At 72.2% G+C, this 11,000-nt stretch carries 14 protein-coding genes; 9 read left to right on the forward strand and 5 right to left on the reverse strand.

Going from position 1 to position 11,000, the window contains the following annotated elements:
- Together ACLU3S_RS32680 and ACLU3S_RS32685 are read left to right on the forward strand one after the other, a co-directional pair.
- On the forward strand, positions 1–244 hold a 244-nt coding region (locus tag ACLU3S_RS32680), incomplete at its 5' end, for an adenosylhomocysteinase (RefSeq protein WP_413955600.1).
- Positions 245–247: 3 nt separating this feature from the next.
- Positions 248–1,036 carry a methylmalonyl-CoA mutase family protein gene (locus ACLU3S_RS32685; RefSeq protein WP_413955601.1) on the forward strand — a complete coding sequence of 263 codons (789 nt, stop codon included), beginning with the start codon at positions 248–250 and terminating at the stop codon, positions 1,034–1,036.
- A gap of 26 nt (positions 1,037–1,062) precedes the next feature.
- On the opposite strand, the gene ACLU3S_RS32690 is transcribed toward ACLU3S_RS32685, so the two are convergent.
- Positions 1,063–1,314: a hypothetical protein gene (locus ACLU3S_RS32690; protein WP_413955602.1), complete on the reverse strand. Its 252-nt coding sequence runs from the start codon at positions 1,312–1,314 to the stop codon at positions 1,063–1,065.
- Positions 1,315–1,467: 153 nt separating this feature from the next.
- Positions 1,468–1,863 (reverse strand): transcriptional regulator, encoded by a 396-nt coding sequence (locus tag ACLU3S_RS32695; protein ID WP_413955603.1) that lies wholly within the window; start codon positions 1,861–1,863, stop codon positions 1,468–1,470.
- A 232-nt stretch (positions 1,864–2,095) separates the two neighbouring features.
- On the opposite strand from ACLU3S_RS32695, the gene ACLU3S_RS32700 reads away from it, so the two are divergent.
- From ACLU3S_RS32700 to ACLU3S_RS32725, 6 genes are all read left to right on the forward strand, one after another.
- Positions 2,096–2,311: a hypothetical protein gene (locus ACLU3S_RS32700; protein WP_413955604.1), complete on the forward strand. Its 216-nt coding sequence runs from the start codon at positions 2,096–2,098 to the stop codon at positions 2,309–2,311.
- 46 nt (positions 2,312–2,357) lie between these two features.
- The gene (locus ACLU3S_RS32705; protein ID WP_413955605.1) at positions 2,358–2,576 is read left to right on the forward strand and encodes a hypothetical protein; all 219 of its coding nucleotides are present in this window, start codon (positions 2,358–2,360) and stop codon (positions 2,574–2,576) included.
- A 112-nt stretch (positions 2,577–2,688) separates the two neighbouring features.
- On the forward strand, positions 2,689–4,599 hold the full coding sequence (locus ACLU3S_RS32710; protein ID WP_413955606.1) for a hypothetical protein: 1,911 nt from the start codon (positions 2,689–2,691) through the stop codon (positions 4,597–4,599).
- A gap of 74 nt (positions 4,600–4,673) precedes the next feature.
- A complete protein-coding gene (locus ACLU3S_RS32715) occupies positions 4,674–5,348 on the forward strand; it encodes a hypothetical protein (RefSeq protein WP_413955607.1) in 675 nt (224 codons plus the stop codon).
- Positions 5,349–5,573: 225 nt separating this feature from the next.
- On the forward strand, positions 5,574–6,749 hold the full coding sequence (locus ACLU3S_RS32720) for a 4-hydroxybenzoate 3-monooxygenase (protein ID WP_413955608.1): 1,176 nt from the start codon (positions 5,574–5,576) through the stop codon (positions 6,747–6,749).
- A gap of 169 nt (positions 6,750–6,918) precedes the next feature.
- The gene (locus ACLU3S_RS32725; protein ID WP_413955609.1) at positions 6,919–7,779 is read left to right on the forward strand and encodes a Bax inhibitor-1/YccA family membrane protein; all 861 of its coding nucleotides are present in this window, start codon (positions 6,919–6,921) and stop codon (positions 7,777–7,779) included.
- 79 nt (positions 7,780–7,858) lie between these two features.
- On the opposite strand, the gene ACLU3S_RS32730 is transcribed toward ACLU3S_RS32725, so the two are convergent.
- Positions 7,859–8,089, reverse strand: coding sequence for a DUF4287 domain-containing protein (locus ACLU3S_RS32730; RefSeq protein ID WP_413955610.1), 231 nt, complete (start codon positions 8,087–8,089; stop codon positions 7,859–7,861).
- 99 nt (positions 8,090–8,188) lie between these two features.
- Between ACLU3S_RS32730 and ACLU3S_RS32735 the strand changes: the two genes are divergently transcribed.
- Complete coding sequence (locus tag ACLU3S_RS32735) at positions 8,189–8,500, forward strand: hypothetical protein (RefSeq protein WP_413955611.1); 312 nt, start codon at positions 8,189–8,191, stop codon at positions 8,498–8,500.
- Positions 8,501–8,531: 31 nt separating this feature from the next.
- Here the strand turns inward: ACLU3S_RS32735 and ACLU3S_RS32740 are convergent, their stop codons facing one another.
- Both ACLU3S_RS32740 and ACLU3S_RS32745 read right to left on the reverse strand, forming a co-directional pair.
- Complete coding sequence (locus tag ACLU3S_RS32740) at positions 8,532–9,311, reverse strand: hypothetical protein (RefSeq protein WP_413955612.1); 780 nt, start codon at positions 9,309–9,311, stop codon at positions 8,532–8,534.
- 284 nt (positions 9,312–9,595) lie between these two features.
- Entirely contained in the window at positions 9,596–10,816 is a 1,221-nt protein-coding gene (locus tag ACLU3S_RS32745; RefSeq protein ID WP_413955613.1) for an acetyl-CoA C-acetyltransferase, read from the reverse strand.
- Between the last annotated feature and the right edge of the window lie 184 nt (positions 10,817–11,000).

An 11,000-nucleotide genomic window follows, 5' to 3' on the forward strand; every position in this document is an offset into this window, starting at 1 on the left:
TCATCCCTCGTTCGTGATGTCCAACTCCTTCGCGGACCAGACGCTGGCGCAGATCGAGCTGTTCACCAGGCCCGACGCCTACCCGATCGGGGTGTACGTGCTGCCCAAGCACCTGGACGAGAAGGTGGCCCGCCTCCACCTCGACGCCCTCGGCGTCAAGCTCACCACGCTGCGCCCGGAGCAGGCGGCGTACATCGGGGTGGACGTCGACGGCCCGTACAAGCCGGACCACTACCGCTACTGAGCCGTGCGCCTCACACTCCGGACGGCAGCGACGGCGGTTCGCCCCGCGCACCTCGCGCGGGGCTCCGCCAGTGAGTGCAACGCGCACTACCGGCGGCAGGTCGAGCGCGGCAAGCGGCACCTGCTGGTCTGCGCCGACCGGCCCACGGGCCTGGGCCACGACAGCGACGCCCCGGCCGCGTCCGGAGGGGTCGGCCAGGCGGGCGCGGCGGTGGACTCCATCGACGACATGCGGGTGCTGCTGCGCGGTCTGCCGCTGGACGGCATCACCGCAACCGTCCTCACCGGCCTGCCCGGGGCGGCGCTGCTGGCCTCCCTGTGGTGCCTGGTGGCGCAGGAGCGCACCGGCGGCGGACGCTGCCGTCTCGAGGTCGCGCTGCGGCCGCCGGAGTGCGGGGGGCAGCCGGGCCCGACGGCGGACGGGTACGGCGCACCGCTGTCGGCGCTGCTCGGTGCGGTCTGCACGCCGGCCGGCGTCCGGGTGCGGGCGGCCTCACCCGCGGAACTGGCCGCGCCGTGCGGACCGGCCCCGGCGTCGTCCGGGGCGATCGCGGCGGCCCAGGCCGAGCGCCTGGCCAAGCTGCGGGCCTGGCGCTGCGAGGACCGGGTGGACAGGGCGCTCGCCGCGCTGCGGGTCTCGGCCGCGGACCCCGGCAACCGGCGGACACGCGACGCGCTGGGCGACGCCCTCGCCGCGGGTGCCAGTTTCGGGGAGGTCTCCGGCGTGCTGCGTACGGCGTGGGGCGGGGCCCACCGGGCGTCCGCCGCCGGCGGGGCCGGACGCGGGGATTGAGCGACCGTCGGCTCCGTCCGCGGCCCTCACCCTTCGTAGACCGTCAGGACGGCACCGCTCACCTCCACCCGGCGGCCCGCTCGCAGGCCGGTCGTGCGCAGGGTGTCCAGGCAGGTGCGGAACAGGTCGAGTTCCGCCGTGTCCAGGATCGCGGCGGCCAGGTCCAGCAGTTCGGTCACCGCTTCCTCGGTGAGCACCTCGGGCAGCTCCCCGGAGAGCAGGACGACCGATTCACCGGCGGGGCCGCGGACCACCGCGGTGGCCGGCCCGCCATGCACGAACAACACGTTCCCCCCAAAGAGCCCGGGGTCGTGCGTGTCTCGCTCCTCGGGCAGACGAGAGACTAGCGGGGGATCTCGGGGGATTCGGGCGGAGTTGCATTTTTTCCGACTCGAGCCAGAGCGTGGCGCTCCGTGATCGCGTCGGACGGGTCACTTCGGCGCGGACCGGCCCAGCAAGGACTCCACCAGGGCCGCGACGTGCCGGCGGTCCTCGGCCGAGAGCTGCTGCACGCTGGCGATGAGCACGTCCACCTCGGGGTCGGCGGAGCGCGGTGCCGCGCCGCCCGCCTCGTCGCCGGCCGGGCTGCCGTACACATGGATGCCGCAGGCCTCGGCGGCGGCCCGGCGCACGGCGTCGAGCGGCAGCTCCAGTCCCTTGGCCAGCCCCTCCAGGGTCGTCGCCTGGGGCATGCGGACGACGCGGTCGGTGGTGGCCAGGTGGTGCACGGTGGAGCGGGGCACGCCGCCGCGGCGCGCCACGTCGCCGTAGGACCAGCCATTGCGGTCGAGGCGCTCACGGATCAACTGCTGCAGTGCGTTGGCCACCGAAGGTCACTTCCTGCTCGCCGCTCGACCTAACCGTCCCTGTCGGCGCCGATTCTACGGGCGGGTAGGCGGGCCGCCGAAAGGGTGATTCCCCGAACGGGTTGCGAAGGGGCGCCGTGAGGCCCTAGTGTCCAATTTCGTTGGACAGCCCGTCCGACCAAGTTGGACAGAGTCCGGGGGGAACCTGACTCTCTCCGACCGGATATGTCTATTTCCCGAGGGGGAATCGATCATGATGGACGCCCACGAGCTCGAGGCCGAGTCCGCGGAGCTGCTGCCGGGCCGCGAGGCCCTCGGCCGGCTGAAGTTCAGCTTCGGCAAGACCGTCAACGTCACCAAGCACGTCGCGAACATCAACGCCCACAACGAGTCCGCCGCCCTGAACGACCACTCGGCGTGGTCCGTGGCCGACTCCGGCGCCGCGCAGACCATCAGCGTCAGCCAGTAACGCTCGCGCCCCACCCCAACACACCGACCAGGAAAGGACCTACATCATGAGCATGGACATGCGCGAGCTGGACGGCGAGTCCGCGGAGCTGCTGCCGGGCCGCGAGGCGCTCGGCCGGCTGAAGTTCAGCTTCGGCAAGACGGTCAACGTCACCAAGCACGTCGCGAACATCAACGCCCACAACGAGTCGGCCGCCCTGAACGACCACAGCCTGTGGTCGGACGCCGAGTCGCAGGCCACGCAGGCGATCACCGTCAAGCAGTAACGGCACCGCCGCGACGACGGGCGCGGGGGCGGACCGCACCGCACGGCTCGTGCGGTCCGCCCCCGCGGCCACGCCGGGGGGAGAGCGGGGCCAACGTGGGGGGAGACCACACATGACGGTGCTCGGAGACGGCACCAGCACGCTGTACGACACCGGTCCGGTGCCCGGGCCCGGGGGCTGGCCGGTGACGTACGAGCAGGTGACGACCGGCAGCCTGCCGGTCGTGGGAGCGCCGGCAGGGCCAATCCCGCGGCTCAGCGCGGGTCTGCGGCTGCACGGCGAGTACCAGGGCTCGGGCTTCACCGAGCCGAAGTACATCGCCCGTCGGGGGGACGGGCAGGTCGTGCAGCTGTCCCGGCTGCTGTACCTGGTGGCGTCGTCCGTGGACGGCGTGCGCGACGTCGACACGATCGCCCACCGGGTCAGCGCCCGCTACGGCCGCGAGGTCAGCGGCGACAACATCCGCTACCTGGTGGAGAAGAAGCTCGAACCGCTCGGCGTGTGCGTGCCCGAGGGCCAGGCGGACGACGCGGTCGACGCGCCGCGCTCGGACCTGCTGCTCGCCCTCAAGGGCCACCGCGTGATCTTCAACGAGCGCCGCACGGCGAAGATCGCGCGGGCGCTGGCCTGGCTGCACCGGCCGGTGGTCGTCGCGGCCGTCCTGCTCACGGCGGTCGCGATGGACGTGTGGCTGTTCGGCTTCTTCGGGGCGATCGAACCGGTGCTGGAGGTCCTCGACCAGCCGGTGCTGATCCTGATCGTCTTCGGCCTCACCGTGGCCTCGCTCGTCTTCCACGAGTTCGGCCACGCCTCCGCCTGCCGCTACGGCGGCGCCCGGCCCGGCTGCATCGGGTGCGGGCTCTTTCTCATCTGGCCGTCGATGTACACCGACGTCACCGACGTCTACCGGATCTCCCGGGCCGGGCGGATCCGCACCGACCTCGGCGGGGTGTACTTCAACGTCGTCTTCATGCTCGGCATGGCCGGGGCCTACTTCGCCACCGGGGCGCAGTTCTTCCTGGCCGCCGTCTACCTCGGGCACTTCGAGATCCTGGAACAGCTGATGCCGGCCGTCCGCCTGGACGGCTACTACATCCTCGGCGACCTGGCCGGGGTGCCCGATCTCTACGGCAAGATCAAGCCGATCCTGCTCTCCCTGGCCCCGGGAGCCAAGGGCCGGGCGGCCCGCGCCGAGGTCGCCGGACTGAAGCGGTCGGCGCGCACCATCGTCGCCACCTGGGTGCTGACCATGGTGCCGCTGATCGTGGGCGAGATGAGCTACGCCCTGTGGAACCTGCCCCGCATCCTCACCACGATGGTCCGCTCGCTCACCGAGCAACTCCTCGGCACCGGCTCGGCGTTCGCGCACGGGCAGATCGTCGCCGGGCTCGTCGGGACGATCGGCACGATCATGCTGCTGTGCCCGATGGCCGGCGTGCTCTACCTGTCGGTGAAGATCGGCGGCCGGCTCCTGCGGGCCGCGAACCGCGCCACGGACGGCCGGCCTGGGCTGCGCCTCGCGCTGTGCGCGCTCGCCCTGGCCGGCCTGACGGGGCTCAGCTACGCCTGGGTGTCCGGGATGACCCCGCAGCCCCTGCCGAAGAAGCCCCCGATCGCGCCGATCCTGCAGCCCGGGGTGTCGACCCAGGAGCCCTCGCCCCGGGACGCCTCGACCCCGTCCCAGGGCGGTTCCGGGACGCAGGGCACCGGCGGCAGCGCCTCCGCGTCGCCGTCGGCCGTACCCAGCGGCTCGGTGTCGGCGACGGGCCCGTCGGGCGGGGCCTCGGCGAGCGCGTCGGCCTCCGCGTCCGCGTCCGCCGACCCCACCCCGGGCAAGCCCACCGGCACCAAGTCCCGGCCGCCGGAGTCCTCCTCCGGTGGGTCCAGCGAGGCCCCGGGCCCGCCGCCCGGCAGCGCGAGCCCGTCGGCCACGCCGACCCCGTCGGAGAGCGTGTCCGCGACGCCGTCCGCGTCGCCCTCGTCCACGGACACGGGCGGCCCGGCCGCCCCCGCGACGCCCTGACACGTCGTGGCCTTCCGCCGGGCACATCCCGGGCGCCCCACAGAACCTCACCAGAACTCATCTCAGGAGACTCCATGAGCAGCCATCGCAAGGCACGCTCCGGCAACCACCCCTTCGGCCGGCGCGCCCTGGGCATCGGCCTCTTCGCGGCGGGTGTCGCCGGCGTGGCCACCACCGTGCCCGCCCAGGCGGCGACCGGCGCCGCGCACGCGGCGTTCGCCTCCGACCACGTGTTCTCCCACGCCGACCGGGCCCACCACACCCAGGTCCGGGACTCCTTCACCGTCCGTCAGTTCGGCACCGTCAACGCGGCCGGCGTGCGCAACCAGGCCAACGCCGTCTCCGCGGGCTGTTCGGCCGACGACCACTGCCGGTCGGTCGCGCTGTCCTTCCAGATCGTCACGATCGCCGGTGAGCACACACACCTCAACGCGTCCAACTACAGCGACGCGGCCAACAAGGAGTGCACCGGCTGCCAGACCCTGGCCGGCGCCTACCAGTTCGTGGTGTCCACGCCCACCGCGTTCCGCCTCGACGCCGCCACCCGCCGGCACCTCGACGACATCCACCGCCGGCTGGACGCGCTGACCCGCTCGACGCTGCCCGCCGCCGAGCTGAAGACGCGGGCCGACAGTCTGGCCGCAGAGGTCACCGCTGTCCTGAACAACGCCGTGGCCCACGCCCCGAAGGCCAAGGCGCGGCCCACCGTCACCCTGCACCGCCACCTGGACGGCTGGCCGGGCCACTGACCGAGCCGCCGCCGTCCCACGGCCGCCCGCCGGGTCCAGGACCGCCTCCGCGGACCCGGCGGGCGGCCCGCCCCTGGCCCGCCCCAGACTCATCCCTGGCTCACCCGTTGACAGCGAGTACCCCCCGGCGCAGACTCGACGCCCGAACGACGCCCGAACGACAAGTGAAGGAAGTTTCACCACGCGAACACGTGGGCGGCCGGGGGTCGGGGAAGGGGCGGACCGATGCGCACCACCGTCGGGATCATCGGAGCCGGGCCGGCCGGGCTGCTGCTCGCGCGGCTGCTGCACCGGGCCGGCACCGACTCGGTCGTCCTGGAGAGCCGCGACCGGGCCTACGTCGAACACCGGCAGCGGGCCGGAATCCTGGAACAGGGCACGGTCGACGTGCTGCGCGCCGCCGGCGCCGGGGAGCGGATGGACCGGGAGGGCCTGCGGCACGACGGCATCGAACTGCGCTTCGACCGGCGCCGCCACCGCGTCGACTTCCCCGCCCTCACCGGCGGCCGGTCCGTGATGGTCTACGCCCAGACCGAGGTCTGCAAGGACCTCATCGCCCTTCAGTTGAAGGAGGGCGGCCCGCTACTGTTCGAGGCGGAGGCCCTCGCCGTGGAGGGCGCCGAGAGCGACCGGCCGCGCGTCCGCTTCCGGCACGAGGGCCGCGAGGACGTGCTGGAGTGCGACTACGTCGCCGGCTGCGACGGCTTCTGGGGCGTGGCCCGGCAGGCCGTCCCGGCCGAGGCCTCCCGCGTGTTCGAACGGTCGTACCCCTACGCCTGGCTCGGCATCCTCGCGGACGTGGCGCCCTCGCACGACGAACTCGTCTACGCCCGCCACGACCGGGGCTTCGCCCTGCTCTCCATGCGGTCCCCGTCCGTCTCCCGCCTCTACCTGCAGGTCCCCGCCGGGACGGACGCCGCGCAGTGGAGCGCCGAGCGCATCTGGGACGAGCTGGAGCGGCGCCTCGAGACCGACGACGACTGGGCCCTGCGCCGCGGCCCCCTCACCCAGAAGTCGGTCACACCCATGCGCTCCTACGTGCACGAGCCGATGCGTCACGGCCGGCTCCTGCTCGCCGGCGACGCCGCCCACATCGTGCCGCCGACCGGCGCCAAGGGCCTGAACCTCGCCGTCGGGGACGTCGTCACCCTCGCCCGCGCGCTCGTCCACGCCGAGGACACCGGCTCCCCGGACCTCCTCGACGCCTACTCCGCCACCTGCCTGCGCCGGGTGTGGCAGGCCGAGCGGTTCTCCTACGACATGACGACCCTGCTGCACCCGGCCCCCGACGCCACCGCCTTCGACGGGCGCCTGCAGCGCGCCCGGCTGGAGCGCATCGCCTCCTCCCGCGCGGCCGAGACCGACCTGGCCGAGGCGTACACCGGGTTTCCTCTCGGTTAGGTCGCAGGTTCGTCATGGAACGCGATCACCCATGGCCGGGAATCACCCGTCCGCGTAGCGTGTTGGCCAGCACGGCAGGGGAAAGATCCTCCTCAAGTACGATCGTCGATCCTTTGCCAATCCATTACGCTTGAGCCAAGGTCGCGCACGCCGGCCATGGAGGAGTGAGATGAGGAGCAGTAACCCGGTCTTCTCGCGACGGGGGTTCAGCCGCGACAACGGCTACGCCGGCTTCAACACCGCACCGCAGGCCGGGTACGCCCAGGGCAACCCGTACGCGCAGAACCCCTACGCCCAGAACCCGTACGCGCAGGGCGGCGTCCAGTACGGCGCCCCGCCGCAGGCCCCGGTCACCACCGACCGGATGACCATGGACGACGTCGTCGTCCGCTCGGCCATCACGCTCGGCACGGTCGCCGTCGGCGCCGTCCTCGCCTGGGCGCTGCTGCCGGTCTCCGCCACGAGCTACGGCCTGGCCGTCGGCTCCGCGCTGGTCGCGTTCGTCCTGGCGATGGTCCAGAGCTTCAAGCGCACCCCGTCGCCCGCCCTGATCCTCGGGTACGCGGCCTTCGAGGGCGTCTTCCTGGGCGTCATCAGCGAGATGTACAACAGCCGCTGGAGCGGCGCCCCCTTCCAGGCGGTGCTCGGCACCATGGCGGTCTCGGGCGCGACCCTGCTCGTCTACAAGGCGGGCTGGATCCGTGTCACCGCGCGGTACGCCCGCATGGGCATGGCCATCGCCATGGCGTTCCTGGTGGTCATGGCGGTCAACCTGCTGCTGGTCGCGTTCGGCGTCGCCGAGCACGGCGGCCTGCGCAGCTTCGGCCCGCTCGGTGCGCTCGTCGGCATCGTCGCGATCCTGCTCGGCGCGTTCTTCCTGACCCTCGACTTCAAGCAGATCGAGGACGGCATCGCCTACGGCGCCCCGCGCAGCGAGTCCTGGCTCGCCGCGTTCGGTCTGACCGTGACCCTGGTCTGGATCTACCTGGAGATGCTGCGACTGGTGGCGATCTTCACCAACAACGACTAGTGACGACCGGCCGGCGGCACGGCCGACCGGTCGACGGCAGCGGATGAGGGCCCCGGACGCGTTCCGGGGCCCTTCGTCGTCAGAGCAGCTTGCGTGCCGCCCTCCTGAGGTCGTATTCGTGCACGATCGCCTTCGCGTGGCCGTAGGCGAGGTCGTACTCGTGCCGGAGCCAGCTGACCTTCTCCTCGAAGCGGAACAGAGCGGGGCCTTCTTCGACGGTGCGCAGCCAGTCGGAGACTTCACGGCCGGTGCATTGGGGGATGCGGGCGAGCAGATTGCGGTGGGTCTCCTCGGAGAAGACTTGGGACATCGGCGCCTCCGAACGCAAAGGGGATGTAAGCCGGTCCTTCACGTCACGGTGCCTGAGCGTTCGCGTCTTGGCAACAGTGCGGCACGTTACGCTCGGCGCGTGGTTGATACGACGCCCTTGACCCGAGCAGTGGACCACTTCGCCGACCGGTTGCGGGCGGCGCCGCAGAGCCGGCTCCAGCGCAGCGCCGCCGCCGAGGCGCTGGCGCTGGCCCGGGAGTTGGCCCGGTGGGCGCAGGCCGTGGAGGAACCGGGGACCGAGCCGCGCGAGATGCCGGACGCGGGGATGTTCGCCGTGGCCGACCAGATCCTGGTGGCCGCGCACGACTTGGCCGTGGTGCTGCAGAGCGACGATCAGGTCGCCGAGGCCGTACGGCTGGTGGAGGAGGCGCGGGCGCGGGCGGGGGTCTGACCCCGGTGCGCGACCGGGCCGCGCGTGCGGACTACAGCGACGCGATGACCCGGTCGGCCAGGATGTAGACCGTGTCCTCGCCGCAGGTGAAGGTCAGCGTGTAGGCGCCGGAGATGCCGGAGCCGCCGAGGAGGTACGGACTCTCGCCGGCCCGCAGCGCGGCGGCGAGGCGCTCGGCCGTCTCCCGGTGGCCGGGAGTCATGCACAGGGTGGTGCCGTCGGCGAAGACGTAGACGTCCAGGGTGCCCAGCGGGCCCGGGCGCACGTCGGAGAGCTCGACGCGCTCGGCGGCCAGCTGCTCCAGCGTGGTCACGGTGCGCTCGTGGTCGTTCACGGCCGACGACTGCACCGGCACGAAGTCCGGGTGCGAGGGGTGCCGGCGGCGGGCCGCGGCCAGCTCCGGGGACTCCCCGGCGAACTCGTCGGCCTCCGCGGTCTGCTCGGACACCGGCTCCAGACCCGCGAAGTCGGTCTGCCGGGGCAGGAACGGCTCGGTGTCGGGCAGGCCCAGCGAGGGCGCGTCGGAGGCGTCCCGGGCCTCCTGCGCGGCCCAGAACGCGCGCGCCTCGGCGAGCTCCCGCTCGCGCTCCTCGGCGAGCGCCTCGGCCACCGCCGCGCGTATGTGCTCGGCGTCGGCGTGGGAGCGGGCGTGAGGCAGCAGCGCGCGCATGGCGGCCGACTGGTTCTCCGCGAGCTGGGCCTGCAGCTCCGTCAGCTGCCGGCGCAACTTCAGGACGGTGCGCAGAACGGCGACGCCCACGGCGCCCGTGGCGGCCGTGGTGAGCAGCAGGGCGATCGGCATGGCGCTCACTGACGTACTCCCAGGTTCAAAGTCGACCCCCGACTTCCTACATCAGCTTGAAGGGCGGACTATCCAACTGTCAGTGCGTAACGTCACGAAACGGACAGGACTTGCGTGTCGTGGTTTCGCCGAGGAGCGCCCTGACCTGCGCTGACCTGCAGCGATGTATGCGGCGAGGGAGATAGGTCACATCCTGGGGGAGATTGGATCACAAAAAGGCCCAGAACCGCGGGGTTTCCGGGGTTCTGGGCCTTTCTGTGACGTGAAGTGCCCGTTCCGCTACGGACGGTGGCTCAGCTCAGGCGCTCGATGACCATCGCCATGCCCTGGCCGCCGCCCACGCACATCGTCTCCAGGCCGAACTGCTTGTCGTGCCACTGCAGGGAGTTGATGAGCGTGCCGGTGATCCGCGCGCCGGTCATGCCGAAGGGGTGGCCGACGGCGATGGCGCCGCCGTTGACGTTCAGCTTGTCGAGGTCGATGCCGAGGTCCCGGTAGGAGGGGATCACCTGGGCGGCGAACGCCTCGTTGATCTCGACCAGGTCGATGTCGTCGATGGTGAGGCCGGCCCGCCGCAGGGCCTGCTTGCTCGCCTCGACCGGGCCGAGACCCATGATCTCGGGCGACAGGCCGGAGACGCCGGTCGACACGATCCGGGCGAGCGGGGTCAGGCCGAGCTCGCGGGCCTTGGTGTCGCTCATGATGACGACGGCCGCGGCACCGTCGTTCAGCGGGCAGCAGTTGCCCGCGGTGACCAGCCCGTCGGGGCGGAAGACCGGCTTCAGGCCGGCGACGCCCTCCAGGGTGACGCCGGGCCGGGGGCCGTCGTCCTTGCTGACGACCGTGCCGTCGGGGAGGGTCACCGGGGTGATCTCTCGCTCCCAGAAGCCGTTCTTGATGGCCTGCTCGGCCAGGTTCTGCGAGCGGACGCCGAACTCGTCCATCTCCTCGCGGGTGATGCCCCGGGCGCGGGCGAGGTTCTCGGCGGTCTGGCCCATCGCGATGTACGGGTCGGGCAGCAGGCCGTCCTCGCGCGGGTCGTGCCACGTGGTGCCCTCCTGCGCGGCGACCTCGGCGGTGCGGGCCTCGGCCTCGGCGAAGAGCGGGTTGTGCGTGTCGGGGAGGCTGTCGGAGTTCCCCTTCGTGTAGCGGGAGACCGTCTCCACACCGGCCGAGATGAAGACGTCGCCCTCGCCGGCCTTGATGGCGTGCAGGGCCATGCGGGAGGTCTGCAGCGAGGAGGAGCAGTACCGCGTGATGGTGCAGCCGGGCAGGTGGTCCATGCCCATCTGCACGGCGACGATCCGGCCCAGGTTGTTGCCCTGCTCGCCGCCGGGCAGACCGCAGCCGAGCATCAGGTCGTCGATGTCCCGCGGGTCCAGCTCGGGGACCTTCGCGAGGGCCGCCTGGATGATCGTGGCGGTGAGGTCGTCGGGGCGCAGGTCCTTGAGGGAGCCCTTGAAGGCGCGGCCGATGGGGGAGCGGGCGGTCGAGACGATGACGGCTTCGGGCATCACGGCTCCAGTGGACAGGATGTGCGGGCAGGGCCGGTTGGGAAGTTACCCGGCCGTAGTTGAGAGGTCACCCGTGTTGCAGTGTGACACTGGCCGCAATTTACTAAGCGCTTGCTTGGACTGCCGGCCGCCGCGACGGCGCCGTGCGGCGGCGGGCCCTGTCGCCGCCCTGCGGCCTTCCTGG

This window comes from Streptomyces sp. AF1A, assembly GCF_047340315.1.
In the GTDB taxonomy this organism is placed as follows: Bacteria; Actinomycetota; Actinomycetes; order Streptomycetales; family Streptomycetaceae; genus Streptomyces.